The organism is Streptomyces desertarenae, from assembly GCF_042681365.1.
In the GTDB taxonomy this organism is placed as follows: Bacteria; Actinomycetota; Actinomycetes; order Streptomycetales; family Streptomycetaceae; genus Streptomyces; species Streptomyces desertarenae.
The window spans coordinates 20,471-36,378 of the sequence record NZ_JBHUFU010000003.1 but is presented as its reverse complement, the minus strand read 5'-3'; the positions used below and the strand labels follow the sequence as shown (position 1 = coordinate 36,378).

The window sequence follows — 15,908 nt, the reverse complement described above, 5'->3', positions numbered from 1 at the left end:
CCGCGGGGCTCCGCGGCGCCCGGGGTCCGGCGCCGCCCGCCCGCGTCACCGCGGATTGAACAGCTCGCGCCGCGCCGCGTCCAGGGCCGTCACCAGACCGCCGCCGAGCACCGGGCTGCCCTCGACGGTGCCGCACAGCACCTCGGTGGCCAGCGGCGACAGCCCGGCCAGCCGCTGCGCGACCCGGTCCGCGAGCGCCTGCCCCCCGGCCCGTCCCACCTCGCCGCCGAGCACCACGCAACCGGGGTCGAGCACGGAGGCGACCGCGGCGGCCCCCACGGCGATCCGGCCGGCCAGCGCCTCCAGGAAGGCCTCCCCCGCGCCGCCCGCCTCGCCCGCCGCCGCGGAGCGCACCACCGCCTCGGCGGCGCGGGCGCCGTCCGCCGGGTCGTACGGGGTCGCCGTCAGGCCGTGTTCGCGGGCCAGGGCGCAGACCGCCTCGGCGCCGGCGACGGAGTGGAAGCCCCCGTCGCAGTCGGTCGCCGTGGGCAGCCCGGCGGTGCCGGGCACCGGCAGGAACCCGATCTCGCCCGTTCCGCCGGAGGCCCCGCGGCGCAGTGCGCCGTCCAGCACGACGGCGGCCCCCACGCCGTGGCCCAGCCAGAGCAGGACGAAGGTGTCGCGGCCGCGGGCCGCGCCGAGCCGGTGCTCGGCGATGCCCGCGAGGTTCACCTCGTTCTCCAGCAGCACCGGCACGCCCAGCCTCTCGCGGAGCGCGGCCGGGACGCGGGCGTGCCAGGCGGGCAGGGCGGCGCTGCGGCCGAGGGTTCCGGCGGCGGGGTCGATCAGGCCGGGGACTCCGACGGCGACGGTGTGCAGCCCGGTCACCCCGTTGCCGCGCAGTGCCTCCTCCAGGGCCGCCGCCGTCCGCTCGGCGGGGTCGCCCGCACCCGTCCCGGCGTCCCTCGCTCCTCCGTTCCCGGCCTCCTCCACCGGCAGCACCGCGCGGTCCACCGGGGAGCCCGCGAGGTCGGCCACCGCGAAGGAGACGCTGCCGGTGCGGACGTCGACGGCCGCGACGTGGGCGCGGTCGGCGGCCAGGCCGTACAGCCGTGCGTTGGGGCCGCGCCGCGCCTCCCCCGCCTCGCCGACGACCCGGACCAGTCCGTCGTCGGCCAGGCGCTGGAGCAGGTCGGCGACGCTGGGCCGGGAGAGGCCGGTCAGCTCCTTGAGCCGGCCGGCCGTCAGGGGCCCGCGGTCCGCCAGCAGTTCCAGCGCGATCCGGTCGTTGATGGCCCGGGCCGTGCGGGGCGATGCGGTGCGCGCAGGGGTCATGCGGGAATCCTCGCAGATATTCCGTTTCTTTCAGGCAGCCTTCCTGATAATTTACCGCCATGTCGATTCCCCCCGTGCGCCGGGCCCGGTGGTCGGTCGCCGCGGTCTTCACCCTCCACGGCGCCGTCACCGGCTGCTTCGCCACCCGCATTCCCTGGCTCAGGGAGCAACTCGACCTGAGCAACGGCCAGCTGGGGCTGGCGCTGGCCTTCCCCGCGATCGGTGCCTCGCTCGCCATGCCGCTGGCCGGGCGCATCGTCCACCGCTACGGCGGACGGGCCTCGGTGCGCACTCTCCTCGCCCTGTGGTGCGCCTCCCTGGCGCTGCCCGCCCTGGCTCCCCACCCGGTCGCGCTCTGCGCCGCGCTGCTGCTGTTCGGCGCCGCCGCCGGGATGTCCGACGTGGCCATGAACGCCCAGGGGGTGGAGGTGGAGCGGCTCCACGGCCGCTCGATCATGTCCGGGCTGCACGGGATGTGGAGCGTGGGCGCGCTGCTGGGCTCGGCGGGCGGCGTGGGCGCCGTCCACCTGGACCTGGACGCCCGGCTCCATCTGGCCCTGGCCGCCGCCCTGCTGACGGCCGCCGTGCCCGTGGCCTGCCGCCGCCTGCTGGACGTGCGCCCCGCCCCGGGCCAGGAGGCGCCGCCGCGCTTCGCGCTGCCGCCGCGCTCGGCACTGCTCATCGGCGCGGTGGGGATGTGCGCGGTGCTCGCCGAGGGCGCCTCGATGGACTGGTCCGGGGTCTACCTCCGGGACGTCGCCGGGGCCTCCGAGACGGTCGCCGCCGCGAGTTACACCGCGTTCGCCTGCACCATGGCCGCCGCCCGGCTGGCCGGGGACGCCGCCGTGCGCCGCCTGGGCCCCGTCCGCACCGTCCGCGCCAGCGGCGTCCTGGCCACCGCCGGAGGAGCGCTGGTGGTGGCCGCCCCCGGACCGGCGGCGGGCATCGCCGGCTTCGCGCTGCTGGGCGTCGGGATCGCGGTGGTGGTCCCGCTGGCCTTCGCCGCGGCCGGGCACAGCGGACCGGCGCCCGGCCAGGCCATCGCCGGGGTCGCCACCATCACCTACACCACCGGGCTCGCCGCGCCGACCGTCATCGGCGCCCTGGCCGAACTGGCCTCGCTGCGGGCGTCGTTCGCCCTGGTCACCGCCGCGACCGCCGTCCTCGTCCTGGCCGCCGGGGTGCTGGCGCCGCCGGCCCGGGGCGGAGTCGTCGCCCGGGGCGCCAAGGGCGCCCGGGCGGACCTGCGGGACGGCTGACCGGGCGGGCGCGGACCGGTGGCGGGCGTCCGGCGGGCGCCCGCGCGGCCCGTAGCATGTGGACCGCTCAGTTCCGCTCGCACACCTGAGCGCACCACCGCACCGCCTCACCGCACGAAACGGAGTACCCCCATGGGCCTCGGTCTGCGCTGGACCCTGCACGGCGACGGCCGCACCCCGGCACCCGGAGCCGTCGTACGGCCCGACGAACGGCTGTCGTGGCCGCGGACGGCGGGGCTGGGCGCGCAGCACGTGGTCGCGATGTTCGGCGCCACCTTCGTCGCGCCGGTGCTCATGGGCCTGGACCCCAACCTCGCCATCATGATGTCGGGCGTCGCCACCATGGTGTTCCTCCTCGCGACGCGCGGCCGGGTGCCGAGCTACCTGGGCTCCAGCCTCTCCTTCGTCGGGGTCGCGGCGGCGATCCGGGCGAGCGGGGGCGACAGCGGGACCGTCACCGGCGCCCTGCTGGCCGTCGGCGCGGTGCTGCTGGCGGCCGGACTGGTGGTGCGGCGCTTCGGCGCCCGCGTCATCCACGCCGTCATGCCGCCGGTGGTCACCGGCGCGGTGGTGATGCTGATCGGCTTCAACCTGGCCCCGGTGACGGCCTCGACCTACTGGCCGCAGGACCAGTGGACGGCGCTGCTGACCATGCTCTTCACCGGGCTGGCCGTGGTGGCGCTGCGCGGTTTCTGGTCACGGGTGGCGATCTTCCTGGGGCTGGTCTTCGGCTACGCCGTCTCCTGGCTCTCCGACCTGCTCTTCGGGAAGATCCACTCCCCGGCGGGCGGCGCGGAGGCCGTCGACCACTGGCGGCTGGACCTGTCGGCGGTGGCCGAGGCGGACTGGATCGGACTGCCCGCCCTGCACGCCCCCGAGTTCCGGTGGTCGGCGATCCTGGTGGCCCTGCCGGTGGTGATCGCGCTGATCGCCGAGAACGCGGGCCATGTGAAGGCCGTCGGCGAGATGACCGGCGACCCGCTGGACGACAAACTGGGCACCGCGATCGGCGCGGACGGCGCCGCCACGGTGCTCTCCACCGCGGTCGGCGGCCCGGCCACCACGACGTACTCCGAGAACATCGGCGTGATGGCCGCGACCCGCGTCTACTCCACCGCCGCCTACTGGGCCGCCGCCTGCTTCGCGGTGCTGTTCGGCCTGTGCCCCAAGGTCGGTGCGGTGATCGCCGCGATCCCCGGCGGGGTGCTCGGCGGCATCACCGTGATCCTCTACGGCATGATCGGCCTGCTGGGCGCCCAGATCTGGCTCGCGGGCGGCGTGGACCTGCGCAACCCGCTGAACCTGGTGCCGGTGGCGGCGGGCGTCATCATCGGCGTCGGCGGGGTCACGCTGGAGATCACCGACTCCTTCCAGCTGAACGGCATCGCGCTGGGCACCGTCGTCGTCCTCACCGGCTACCACGCGCTGCGGGCACTGGCCCCGGCCCACCTGCGCGAGCAGGAACCGCTGCTGGACGAGGGAACCTCCTCCTACGACACGGGCGCCCGGGACGGGGAGGACGGCTCCGGCGGGCGGTGACCGCGCCCCGCCCCTCCGGCGCCCCGGGCCACCGCGGCCGGGGGCGCCGTCCCCGTCCCGGCGGGCCGGGGTGAGCAGTGGTCGGACACCGGCCGGCCTTCCGGACGGACAGCCGCCGGGCCGAGACTCACGGCACGGCGGGACGACCACCGCCCGCCGGCGCGGCACGGTGACCCGCGCCGGCGACCGTTCCAGCCCGGTGTTCCGGGAAACAGGAGAGGCCTTGATGACCAAGGGCAAGAAGTTCGTGGCGCGCGTGTCGGTACTCGGTGCGGCGCTGGTGGCGACCGCGGGGCTGGGGACCGTCGCCGCCGCGCCGGCGTCCGCGCACTACAGCCAGTGTCCGGAGAACAGGTTCTGCATCTGGGAGCACTCCAGCTACGAGGGCATGTTCGCGTCCTACGGCGGATCGAACTCCAACATCGGCTCCGCGATGAACGACCGGATGACGTCCTACTGGAACCGCACCAACCAGTGGGTCAGCGTCTACGACCACTCGAACTACGGCGGCTGCATGCTGGTCATACCGCCCGGCGGCTCCGACCCGGCGGTCAGCTCCCAGTTCAACGACAAGATGACCTCCCTGCGGTTCGGGCAGTGCTGACGTCACGGCCCTGACCGCCCGGCTCCGCGGTTCACGCGGCCGGATCGGCCCCGTCCGCCCGGACGGGGCCGAGCGGTGCCCCCGCCTCCCTGCGCCACAGCAGGGCGCAGACCCGCTCCACACCGCGCCGCAGGTGGCGGCGGTAGGTGCTGAAGGGCAGGCGGAGCCGCTCGGCGGCGGCCATCTGGCTGGGCACCCTGTGGAAGTACGTCGTGGCCACCACCCTGTGGAACTTGGCCTGCCGCGGGTCCTCGCGCAGCGCGTCCACGGCGTCGGTGAGCAGTTCCCGCAGCACGTCGGCCGCGTGCGCCGGCCGCTCCCGGCCGCCCTGGGCCGCTGCCCCCGCCCGGTCGGCCACCATCCTGGTGCGCAGCAGCGGGTTCGCCTCCAGCGCGTCGGGGCGGTGCCAGTCGCGGAGCGCGCTCCTGACAGCGTTGTCGAAGTCCGCCCTGGCCAAGGCCCTCCCCGCGTCGCCCGCCCGGTCGGCCGGCCCGCGGTCCCCGGTGAGGGTCCACAGGCGCGACCGGTCGAACCACGTCTCCACCGGCGTCGTCCGCCAGTCGCAGGCGAAGAGCGCGCAGGTTCGCCCGTCCCCCGAGGACGCCTCCGCGGCCGGGTGGTGCCCGAGGTGCTCCAGCAGGGTCCCCCACAGGCCGGGGCGGGGGGTGGCGACGAACGACCACGCCGGCGGGTCGGACCTGATCCAGTCCGCGCACATGCGCAACTGCATCAGGTGCATCGCCGAGGACGCCTCGCGGCGGACGGCCGGGTGGGCCATGAAGCGGAACATCATCAGGTGCCCGCCCGGCGGGGGCGGGTTCTCGCGCTCGGCGTGCTCCCACGCCGCGGCCACCACCGGGTCGGCCGCGCACTCGTCGCCGCGGCGTCCGGTCAGCCGCAGCCGGGTCATGAAGGCGACCGCCTCCCCGGTGTGCGTGCTGCGGTAGACCCGGAACGCCTCCGGCTGCCGCTCCAGCCAGAAGCCGGCCGCCGCCGCGGACCCCTCGCCCTCGGCCGCGGCCGCCATGGCGAGGACGGTCGCCCCGTCGCCGGGGCGCAGCGCGTCCTCGTAGGCGTCGCCCTCCCGCTCCACCGCGCTGAAGCAGGAGGGCGTCGGGCCGTAGCGGTTGAGGTAGGCCAGGGCGCGCAGGGCGACCACGGCGTCGGCGTCGTCCGCGGTGCGGGCCTGCTCCAGCAGGTGGGCGCCGACGCGGTGGTGCATCCCGGCGTACCCCTGGGGGTCGCGCCACCGCAGGTCGGCGTCGACGGCGTCGCGCACCAGGTCGTGCAGGAACAGCCCGTGCCGGCTGCGGTCGGCGAACGGCAGCTCCCGCAGCCAGGCGAACATCTCCCCGGCCCGCTCCTCCCCCACCACCGCCCGCAGCAGGGACTCGGTGGTGGTCATGGTGTGGGCCGCGACCTCCAGCGCCAGCCGGTGCACGGGCGAGGGGACCTCGCCGACGATCCGGGACAGCAGCGGGGACAGCACGTCGGGGGTGGGGGCCCAGTCGGACGCGCCGCCGGCGCCGTCGACCGCCACGGCGGCGGCCAGGCTGAGCGCCAGGGGGTGCCCGCCGGCGAAGGCGAGCACCGCCGGACGCTGGGAGGGCCCCACCCCGCGCCGTTCCAGCAGCGCCTCCGCCTCCGCCGTGGCCAGGGGGCCCAGCCCGATCACCCGCAGCGCCTCGTTCCAGGCGAGGTCGGCGGCCCACAGCGGGCTGGGGGGCTCGCGTCCGGCGATCACCGCCACGGCCCGCTCCGGCAGGCGGGGCAGGAAGCGGTCGCGCAGCCAGTCCTCCAGCCCCTGGCAGTGCTCGAAGGTGTCCACCAGCAGAACGGGGCGGTCGTCGGTGAGCGCGGGGGCCGCCCCCGCCGCGAAGCCGTCGGGGGAGGGGTCGATCAGCCGGCCGTCGACCTCGACGACCGTCCGGCCGGCGTCGCGGCTCTCGTCGGCGAAGCGCCGCAGCAGCGCGGACTTGCCGACTCCGCCCGGCCCGTGGACGTACAGCACCGCGGCCGCGCCGGGGCGGCCGCCGAGGGCCTCGTGGAAGGCGGCCAGCTCCTCCGACCGCCCCACGAACGTCGTCTCCCGCGCACCGCGCAGGCGGTCCGCCAGGTTCCTCCGACCGCGTTCCATGCGCGGCAGCCTAATCGCGCGTCTTGTCCGCGAGGTTGCCAACCGTCGCGTATGCGCCACCGCCGCGGGGCCGGATCCGCTCCCCCCGGCGGCCGCCGCGCCGCCCCTCCCCCGCGGGCCCGGTGCCCCCTTTCGGGCGTCGCCCGATCCGGGGGTGCTTCCCGCACCGCCTCCTGCCGCCGGTCTCCGCCTGCCACGCTGGGCGCATGACGACGACGCAGTACGGACCGGCCGTCGGGACGGCCCCCGCCTCGCCCGCCGTGGAGCGGATGGACCGGGTGATCGCGCGGATGCGGTCGCTGGACGGGGAGCTGCCCCACCACGACGGGGTGGCGGTCTTCAACCGGGTGTACCTGTCGGTGACGCTGCGGGTGCGCGGGCACCTCGCCGACGGCCTCCTCCCCCGCCCCCGCGCCGCCGCCGCCCTGGCGGCCGTCTTCGCCCACCGCTACCTCGACGCCGTCGACCGCGACGCCGCCGGAGGGCCCGTGCCCGCCTGCTGGCGGCCGCTCCTCCGGGCCCGCCACCACCCCGGGGTGCGGCCGGTGCAGTTCGCGCTGGCGGGGATCAACGCGCACATCGGCCACGACCTGGCGCTGGCCGTGGTGGACACCGCGCGCTCCCTGGGCTGCCGGCCCTCGGCCCTCCAGGGGGCCTTCGACCGGGTCGGGGACGTCCTGGTCGAACTGGAGGAGCGGGTCCGCGAGGAGCTGATGCCCGGTCCCGACCCGCTGGACGTCGCCGACCCGCTCACCCACCTGGTCGCGGGCTGGAGCATGGAGCGGGCCCGGGACGCGGCCTGGTCGGCGGCGCGGCTGCTGTGGAGCATGCGGCGGGTGCCGGAGCTGGCCGGGGAGTTCACCGAGCGGCTGGACGCGGGGGTGGGCCTGGTGGGCCGCTTCCTGCTCACCCCGCTGGAGCGCTGCCCGGCCTCCCGTCCGGCGGACCGGTCCGCGCTGTGCGGGTGACGGGCCGCCCGGCGAGGCCGCGAGCACCGCGGCTCAGCCCTTCAGGCCCGAGCGGGACACCCCCTCGATCACCCAGCGCTGCGCGGCCACGTACAGCAGCAGCACGGGGACGCTGGCGATGACGGCCCCGGCCATCAGCAGGTCGTAGCGGATGCTGTTGGCGCCCTGGAAGGTGGCCAGCCCCGCGGGCAGCGTCAGCGTCTCGGGGCTGAGCAGCACGTACAGCGGCCACAGGAAGTCGTTCCAGTTGGACAGGAAGGCCAGCAGGCCGAGCGTGACCAGGGCGGGGCGGGAGAGCGGGAGGACCACCCTGACGAAGGTCTGCCACCGGTTGGCGCCGTCGATCTCGGCGGCCTCCTCCAGTTCGGCGGGGAGCGTCAGGAAGAACTGCCGCAGGAAGAAGACCCCGAACGCGCCGGCCGCCCCGGGGACGACCACCGCGGGCAGACTGTCCACCCAGGCCAGCTCGTTGACGATCAGGAAGGTGGGGACCAGCAGGATCACCGGGGGCACGAAGAGGGTGGCCACGACCCCCGCGAAGACCGCGCCCCGCCCGCGGAACTCCATCCGGGCCAGCGCGTACGCCGCCGGGGCCGCGGTGACCAGCACCAGCAGCGCGTGGGCGGACGCCGCCAGCAGGCTGTTGAGGAACCACTGCACGACGGGGCTGTCGGTCGAGCCCAGCACGTGCCGGTAGGCGTCCAGGGTGAACGGGTCGGGGATCCACCGCGGTTCGGCGGCCCCGGCCTCGCCGCGGGTCTTGAACGAGGTGACCAGCATGTACAGCAGCGGGCTGAGGTAGAGCGCCGCGACGACGGCCAGCACCAGGTGGAGCAGGGAGCGGCGCAGCCGCCGGGCGGCCGGCCCGGTCCCGGGCCCCCGCCGCTCCCGGGCCTCCTGCCCGCCGCGCGGCGGGCAGGAGGCGGAGGGGACGGGGGCGGTGCGGGTGGTGGTCATCGGTCCTCCTGCCGGTCGCGGAAGATGCGGAACAGCACCGCGCTGGCGGCCATCAGGGCCAGGGCGAGCACGAAGCTCATCGCCGAGGCGGTGCCCATCTCGAAGCGGCGCAGCCCGGTCTCGGCGATCAGGAAGATCGCGGTCTTGGTCTCGTCCGCCGGGGCGCCGGCCGTGATCAGGTAGGACTGGCCGAACATGTTGGCCGAGGCCAGCAGCGTGGCGTTGACCACGAACAGCAGCACCGGCCGCAGACCGGGCAGGGTGACGTGCACGAACCGGGACCAGGCCCCGGCCCCGTCGACCCGGGCGGCCTCGTACAGCTCCGCCGGGATGTCCTGGAGTCCGGCGAGGTAGATGACGGCGTTGAAGCCGAGCGTCCACCAGACGGTGACGCCCACCAGGGCCCACCAGGCGGCGGGGGTGTCGGTCGTCCACTGGATGTCGTCGGGCAGCCCCAGTGCGCCGAGGTAGTGGTTGACCGTGCCGATGTTGCCGTCGAGCAGGAAGCGCCACAGCAGGCCGACGACGGCCACCCCGAGGACGTAGGGGGCGAAGTACACCGCCCGGTACAGGTTCCGGCCGCGGAAGCGGCCGTTCATCAGCAGGGCGACGAACAGCGGCACGACCAGCAGGAACGGCAGCGACAGGGCGGTGAAGACCCCGGTCGCCCGCATCGCCGCCCAGAAGCGCGGCCCGTCCACGCTCGCGGTGTCGAACAGCTCGCGGTAGTTGCCCAGCCCGACGAAGGGCCGGGCGGGGACGTTGATGTCCCACTCGTGGAGGCTGATCCACAGGCTGTAGCCGATGGGGGCCAGCACGAACGTCGCGAACAGCGCCAGGTAGGGCGCCATGAAGACATACGGCGTCCACCACCGGTAGGGGCGGGTGGCGACCCGGGCCGGGGTCCGGGTCGCCCCCTCGGTGGTCGGCCGTGCGGTCAGCCGCGGTACCACGTCGAACGCCTCACTTCGCGTACTTCTGCTGGTTCTCCGCCAGGAGCTTGTCAGCCGTCCTCACGCCTTCGGCCAGCGCCTCGGCGGGCTCGGCCCGGCCCAGGACCGCCTTCTGGACGGCCAGTTCCAGTGCCTTGGACTGGACGTCGCCGACGCCGGGCAGGGCGGGCGTGAAGTGGAAGACCCCCATGTCCTCGGCCAGGGCGGTCTGCGGCAGCCCGGCCACCTCGGCCTGCTCGCGCACGGAGTTGCGGGCGGGGATCATCCCGGCCTTGGCCCACTCGGTGGACTGCTTGCTCATGTAGTCGACGAAGTACTTGGCGGCCTGCACCTTGTTCTCGTCCTTCGCCGCCTGCGAGGTCAGCACGAAGTTGTGCGAGGCGCTCCACACCGCGGCCCGCTCGCCGATCACGGGGAGCGGCGCCATCCGCCAGTCCAGGTCCTCCGCGTTGGACCTGAGGTCGTTGATCTGCCAGATGCCGTCCCAGGTGAAGCCGACCCTGCCGTTCTTGAAGGCGTTGTACTGGGCGTCCAGGGCGACCTGGGCGGGGCTGTGGCCCCGGGTGACCTGCTCCCGCATCCAGCTCAGCGCCTCGACGCCGGCGTCCGAGCCCCACAGCGCCCTGGCGCCGTCCTCGCTGTACAGCTCCCCGCCGAACTGCCACAGCAGGGACATGAACATCAGGTGCGCGGGCCACTTGTTGGGCATCCAGAACGGGTGCTTGATCCCGGCGTCCCTCAACTCGGCGAGCGCGTCCTCGTAGCCGGAGCGGTCCGCGGGGGGCTCCTCCAGGCCGGCGCGGGCCAGGTGCCGGGTGTTGGCGTAGTCGGCCAGGCAGTGCACGTCGAGCGGGACGCTGTAGCGCTTGCCCCGGTAGACGCCGGCCTGCCACACGGCGGGGATGAAGTCCGACTCCTTCATCCCGAGCGCGGAGACCACGTCGTCCAGGGGGACGAGGGTGCGGCGCGCGGCGAAGGTGGCGACCCAGTCGTTGTGGACGACGGCGACGTCGGGTCCCTTGCCCGCGGTGATGGCGGTGGGCATCGCCGGGTAGAGGTCCTCCCAGCGGCGGGTGGTGTTGCGGACCTCGATGCGTCCGGCGTACTCCTTGTTGAACGCCTCCACCATGGCGCGCATGTGGGGGCCGTCGCCGCCGGTGAAGCCGTTCCAGTACTGCAGGGTCACCTTGGGGCCGTCGTACTCGCCGCCGGAGAAGCTCGGCGCGTCGTCGGGCGTGCCGCCGCCGGCGCCCAGCTCGGTGCCCGATCCGCAGGCGGTGAGCATGCCCGTGCCGGCCAGGGCGCCGGCGGCCTTGAGGAGGGCGCGGCGCCGCACGGCCGTGCCGCTGGGGGGTGTGCCTGGCATGTTCTGCTCCTCGTGAGGGCTCTGGGCCGCCTCCGGGGCGGCGCGGGGTGGAGGGGAGGAGGGGAGGTCAGCGCGTGGCGAGCCGGACCATGGTCCAGGAGACCGGCGGCAGGTCCACGGTGAGGGTTTCGCCGTCGGTCCTGGTGCCGTCCACCGGGCGCGGCCGGACGCGGTCGGGGCGGTCGGCGGTGTTGACGGCCGTCGGGTCGTCGTCGGCGAGCACCAGGTGCTCGACCACCCGGGCGCCGGGGAAGGACCGCAGGTCCACGGTGGTGGCCAGGGCCGAGGCGCGGTCGCGGTTGACGGCGAACAGGGCGATCTCGCCGCTCTCCTCGTCGTGGGTGGCCGTGGCCCACAGCGCCGGTACCTCGCCGTGCCTCTCGGTGTCGATCACCGGCGAGTCCGGCTCGACGCGCAGCACCGTGCCGCGGGCGTGGCGGGCGGTGCGCGCGAAGGGGTGGAAGATCGTCTGCCGCCAGGCGGGTCCGCCGGGTTCGGTCATGATCGGGGCGATGACGTTGGCGAGCTGGGCCTGACAGGCGGCCCCGATCCGGTCGGCGTGGCGCAGCAGGGTGATCAGCAGGCTGCCGACGACGACGGCGTCGGTGACGTCGTAGACGTCCTCGATGAGCCGGGGGGCGGTCTGCCACTCCAGGGAGTCCTCGCCGCCGAAGCGGCCCTGGTACCACACGTTCCACTCGTCGAAGGAGAGTTTGATCTTCTTCCGGCTGCGCACCCTGGCGCCGACGTGGTCGGCGGTGGCCGTGATCGCGTCGATCATCCGGTCCATCTCGGCGGCGCTGGCCAGGAAGGAGTCGGCGTCGGTGCTCTCGGGGTCGTAGTAGGCGTGCAGCGAGATGTGGTCGACGAACTCGTAGGTGTGCTCCAGGACGGTCGCCTCCCAGGAGGCGAAGGTGTCGATGTGGGCGTTGGAGCTGCCGCAGGCGACCAGTTCCAGGGAGGGGTCGAAGCGCTTCATGGCGCGGGCGGTCTCGGCGGCCAGCCGGCCGTACTCGTGGGCCGTCTTGTGGCCCATCTGCCAGGGGCCGTCCAGTTCGTTGCCCAGGCACCACATGCGGATGCCGTGCGGGTCGGGCACCCCGTGGGAGCGGCGCAGCTCGGAGTGGGCGGTGCCGCCGGGGTGGTTGGCGTACTCCAGCAGGGCGAGGGCCTCGGCGGTGCCGCGGGTGCCGAGGTTGAGCGCCATCATCGGTTCCACGCCCGCCCTGGCGGTCCAGGCCATGAACTCGTTGAGCCCGAAGGCGTTGGTCTCGATGCTGCGCCAGGCCAGGTCCAGGCGGGTGGGGCGCTCCTCGCGGGGGCCGACGCCGTCCTCCCAGCGGTGGTTGGAGACGAAGTTGCCGCCGGGGTAGCGCACGAGGGTGACGCCGAGTTCGCGGACGAGGTCCAGTACGTCGGTGCGGAAGCCGTCGGCGTCGGCCGCCGGGTGGCCGGGCTCGTAGATCCCGGTGTAGACCGTCCGTCCCATGTGCTCGACGAAGGAGCCGAACAGGCGCCGGTCGACGGTGCCGACGCGGAAACCCGGATCGAGGGTGAGGCGGGCGGTGGGCATGGGGACTCCCTGCTGGTGCCGGTGGGATGGGGGCGCCGGCGGCGGGTCCGGCCGCCGGCCGTCGCCGGAGGGGGCGGCTGCCGTGCGCTGATACGATTACATCGTTGAAACAGCGTTGTAAATAGGTCGTGCCCCGGGTCCTTCGGCCAAGGGGCGCCCGGGCGCAACCGGAGAGGTCTCGACCTCTGGCGCCGTCTGCCGGATCCGGCCGCGTCGTCCGCCGCCGATGTGCCAGGGTGATCGGTACCGCTTCGCGAGGGGGCACCGGTCGGTGCCGGTGGAGGTGATGGATGTGGGCGCCAGTCTCAAGGACGTGGCCGCGCGGGCCGGGGTGTCGGTCAAGACCGTCTCCAACGTGGTCAACGGCTACACGTACGTGGCTCCGCAGACCCGGGAGAAGGTCGAGAAGGCCCTGGCCGAGCTGGACTACCGGCCCAACCTCTCCGCCCGCAACCTGCGCCGCGGCCGCACCGGGGTGATCGCCCTGGCCCTGCCCGAGCTGGACGCCCCCTACTTCGCCGAGCTGTCGCGGTTCGTCATCGAGGCCGCCGCCGAGCGCGGCTGGACGGTGCTGATCGACCAGACCGACGGACTGGCCGACCGCGAGCGCCAGGTGCTCCAGGGCATCCGCGAGCAGCTCATCGACGGGCTCATCTTCAGCCCCATCACCGTCGGCCGCGAGGAACTGGCCGCCCGCACCGACAACACCCCGCTGGTGCTGCTCGGCGAGCGCATCCTGGACGGGCCCACCCACCACGTGGCCATCGACAACCAGCGCGCCGCCCGCGAGATGACCGAGCACCTGATCTCGCTGGGCCACACCCGCATCGCCGCCATCGGCGCCCAGGACAACCCCAGCGCCAACACCGCCCACCTGCGGCTGGCCGGTTACCGGCAGGCGCTGGAGGCCGCCGGGCTCCCCTACGACGAGCGGCTGGTGCCGGCCACCGGGGCCTACCACCGCGCCGACGGGGCCGCGCTGATGCGCCGTCTGCTGGAGCTCGACGAGCCACCGCGGGCGGTCTTCTGCTTCAACGACCTGCTCGCCCTCGGCGCGCTGCGCACCGCCCTGGCCGCCGGGCTGCGGGTGCCGCAGGACGTGGCGGTGGCGGGCTTCGACGACATCGAGGACGGCCGCTACAGCACCCCGACCCTGACCACCGTCTCCCCCGACAAGGAGCGGATCGCCCGCACCGCCGTGGAGCTGCTGGACGCGCGCATCGGCGGCGCCGCACGCGCCGGGCGCCGGGCGGCGCAGACCGGGGCGCCCGGGGCGACCGAGGTGGAGGCGGACTACCGGCTGGTGGTGCGGGAGAGCACGGCCGGGGCCGCCAGGGCGTGACGCGGGTGCCCTCCCGCGCCGCGCCCGGACGGCTCCGGGGCGCCGGGGGCCGCGGCGGCCCGGTCCGCCCGGCCTCAGGGCCGGTGGACGCGGAGGTGGTGGAACTCGGCCGTGGCGCCCGCGCCGCCGTGCGAGACCAGCCCGATCCGCACCCGATCCGCCGCGGGCACCGTCCAGGTGCCCCCCGCGATCCAGTGCCGCCCGTCCCGGCTGGTGTACGCCCGGAAGCGGTGCTCGCCGGTGCGCGGGTCGGTGGTGTGGCGCAGCCGCAGCCAGGTGGTCCCGGCGGGCGGCCCGACGGTCGTCGAGCCGTAGGCGACGCGGCCGGCGTACGGCTGCTCCGCGCCGAACTCGGTCTGCCGGGTGTTCCAGATCGCCACGTGCGACAGCCGCAGCCAGCGGTCGTCGCCGGCGTAGGCGACCAGGCCCGCCTGCTGGTGGTTGCGGACGGTGTGCTCGCCCAGGTCGATGGTCAGCTTCGTCTCGACGGTGTAGTCCCCGTCCGGTGCGTCGCGCAGCAGCACCGCGGCGGTGTTGTTCTCCTTGTGCAGGTCGGCGCCCTGGGTGGGCCACACCAGGCGGCCGCCCGCCACCCGAGCGGCCGGGTCCCGGCGCACCCAGCTCCAGCCGGGGCCGAGCCGTCCCCGCTCGAACTCGTCGCCGTACGCCGCGTCCCGCCGCCCCGGACGGCTCCGGGGCGCGGGGCGCCCCTCGGGCGCAGGGAGGGCGCGCGGGAGGCGCGGCCCGGTGTACGGCGCCCTCTGGCGGCCCTCGGAGGCGCCCCGGCCGCCGCGCACCACCGGCCAGCCGTCCACCCAGTCCAGCCGGTCGATCAGCATCGGGCGGCGGTTGACGCCGAACGGCTCGTCCAGGTAGGGCCGGGCGCGGTCGATGGCGTGGTAGACGATCCAGTCCTGCCCGGCGTCGTCGGTGACGACGGAGTTGTGGCCGGTGCCCACCCAGCGGTTGCCGTTGGGCGTGAGCACGATGGTGCCGCCGGTACGGGAGGCGGTCAGGGGCACGCCCTCGCGGTCGGTGAAGGGGCCGCGCACCGAGCGGGAGCGCCCGACGAAGACCGAGTAGCCGGTGGTCGGCCCGGCGCAGCAGTCGCCGGAGGAGGCGAACAGGTACCACCAGCCCTGCCGCCGGACGGCGTAGGCGCCCTCGAAGCGGTTGTCGGTGGCCACCTGGACGGGTTCCCCCACCGTCTCCGTGCCGTCGTCCGACAGCCCGGTCACCCAGATCCCGCCGTGGTAGGAGCCGTAGTACAGGTGGCGGCGGCCGTCGGAGTCCACCACGTGGGCGGGGTCGAAGGTCCATGCGAAGCCCTCTCCCCCGGCGGCGGGGCGGGGCGCGACCACCGGCTCGTCGTGGACGGTCCACGGCCCGGCCGGGGTGGGGGCGGTGGCCACGCCGATGGCGCTGTCGTCGCGCGCGCCGGTGGCGGTGGTCTGGGTGACGGTGAAGTAGAGCCAGTACCGGCCGCCGTGGCGGACGACGTCGGGGGCCCAGTAGGCGGCGTCGTGGTCCGCGAAGGCGGGCGCGGCCCCGTCGAGGGCGTCGCCCGCGTAGGACCAGTGCACCAGGTCGGCGGAGCGGGCGACGGGGATCGAGTGCGCCGTGCCCTCCCCGGAGCGGAGCGGGTCGGTGGTGCCGAAGGCGTACCAGTGGCCGTCCTCGCCGCGGACCACGGCGGGGTCGGCAAAGGTGTCGGCGAAGCCCCGGGAGACGGGGTTGGCGTACGTCCCCGCCCCCGCCGCCCGGTCCCGTCCGCCGCGTCCGCCGTCCCCGGCGGCGGCCTCCGGCGCCGCCAGGCCGGCCGCGGCCAGGGCGGCCAGCGCCACGGCCGCGGGCGCTCGGCGGGATCGGTGTCCGGTCCGGCGTGCCGTGCCCATGGGGTCCTCCTTGGTCGCGGGTGGCGGTGGGCCGGTTTTA

12 protein-coding genes are annotated in these 15,908 nt (G+C 75.2%); 5 read left to right on the top strand and 7 right to left on the bottom strand.

The features are described 5' to 3' along the window. Window positions 1-45: 45 nt before the first annotated feature. Entirely contained in the window at window positions 46-1,275 is a 1,230-nt protein-coding gene (locus tag ACFSJS_RS06320; protein ID WP_380897667.1) for an ROK family transcriptional regulator, read from the bottom strand. 59 nt (window positions 1,276-1,334) lie between these two features. Here ACFSJS_RS06320 and ACFSJS_RS06315 point away from each other — a divergent pair, with 59 nt between their 5' ends. From ACFSJS_RS06315 to ACFSJS_RS06305, 3 genes are all read left to right on the top strand, one after another. Continuing rightward, a complete protein-coding gene (locus tag ACFSJS_RS06315) occupies window positions 1,335-2,534 on the top strand; it encodes an MFS transporter (protein ID WP_380897665.1) in 1,200 nt (399 codons plus the stop codon). A 132-nt stretch (window positions 2,535-2,666) separates the two neighbouring features. Continuing rightward, window positions 2,667-4,073, top strand: a complete 1,407-nt coding sequence (locus ACFSJS_RS06310) for a uracil-xanthine permease family protein (protein ID WP_380897663.1) — start codon at window positions 2,667-2,669, stop codon at window positions 4,071-4,073. Between the two features lie 226 nt (window positions 4,074-4,299). Beyond that, a complete protein-coding gene (locus ACFSJS_RS06305) occupies window positions 4,300-4,677 on the top strand; it encodes a peptidase inhibitor family I36 protein (RefSeq protein WP_380897661.1) in 378 nt (125 codons plus the stop codon). A 31-nt stretch (window positions 4,678-4,708) separates the two neighbouring features. Here the strand turns inward: ACFSJS_RS06305 and ACFSJS_RS06300 are convergent, their stop codons facing one another. Continuing rightward, window positions 4,709-6,814, bottom strand: coding sequence for an AAA family ATPase (locus ACFSJS_RS06300; RefSeq protein WP_380897660.1), 2,106 nt, complete (start codon window positions 6,812-6,814; stop codon window positions 4,709-4,711). 269 nt (window positions 6,815-7,083) lie between these two features. On the opposite strand from ACFSJS_RS06300, the gene ACFSJS_RS06295 reads away from it, so the two are divergent. Next, window positions 7,084-7,782: a DUF5995 family protein gene (locus ACFSJS_RS06295; protein ID WP_380898310.1), complete on the top strand. Its 699-nt coding sequence runs from the start codon at window positions 7,084-7,086 to the stop codon at window positions 7,780-7,782. A gap of 33 nt (window positions 7,783-7,815) precedes the next feature. On the opposite strand, the gene ACFSJS_RS06290 is transcribed toward ACFSJS_RS06295, so the two are convergent. The 4 genes from ACFSJS_RS06290 to arfA form a co-directional block, all read right to left on the bottom strand. After that, entirely contained in the window at window positions 7,816-8,739 is a 924-nt protein-coding gene (locus ACFSJS_RS06290; protein ID WP_380897658.1) for a carbohydrate ABC transporter permease, read from the bottom strand. Next, on the bottom strand, window positions 8,736-9,692 hold the full coding sequence (locus ACFSJS_RS06285) for a carbohydrate ABC transporter permease (protein WP_380897656.1): 957 nt from the start codon (window positions 9,690-9,692) through the stop codon (window positions 8,736-8,738). The genes ACFSJS_RS06290 and ACFSJS_RS06285 overlap by 4 nt, the downstream gene beginning before the upstream one ends. 10 nt (window positions 9,693-9,702) lie before the next feature. Continuing rightward, window positions 9,703-11,058: an ABC transporter substrate-binding protein gene (locus ACFSJS_RS06280; protein ID WP_380897654.1), complete on the bottom strand. Its 1,356-nt coding sequence runs from the start codon at window positions 11,056-11,058 to the stop codon at window positions 9,703-9,705. A gap of 67 nt (window positions 11,059-11,125) precedes the next feature. Then, the gene (gene arfA / locus ACFSJS_RS06275) at window positions 11,126-12,631 is read right to left on the bottom strand and encodes an arabinosylfuranosidase ArfA (protein ID WP_380897652.1); all 1,506 of its coding nucleotides are present in this window, start codon (window positions 12,629-12,631) and stop codon (window positions 11,126-11,128) included. Between the two features lie 292 nt (window positions 12,632-12,923). Between arfA and ACFSJS_RS06270 the strand changes: the two genes are divergently transcribed. Beyond that, window positions 12,924-13,973 (top strand): LacI family DNA-binding transcriptional regulator, encoded by a 1,050-nt coding sequence (locus tag ACFSJS_RS06270; protein WP_380897651.1) that lies wholly within the window; start codon window positions 12,924-12,926, stop codon window positions 13,971-13,973. 74 nt (window positions 13,974-14,047) lie between these two features. Here the strand turns inward: ACFSJS_RS06270 and ACFSJS_RS06265 are convergent, their stop codons facing one another. After that, window positions 14,048-15,868, bottom strand: coding sequence for a glycoside hydrolase family 43 protein (locus ACFSJS_RS06265; RefSeq protein ID WP_380897649.1), 1,821 nt, complete (start codon window positions 15,866-15,868; stop codon window positions 14,048-14,050). Window positions 15,869-15,908: the final 40 nt, after the last annotated feature.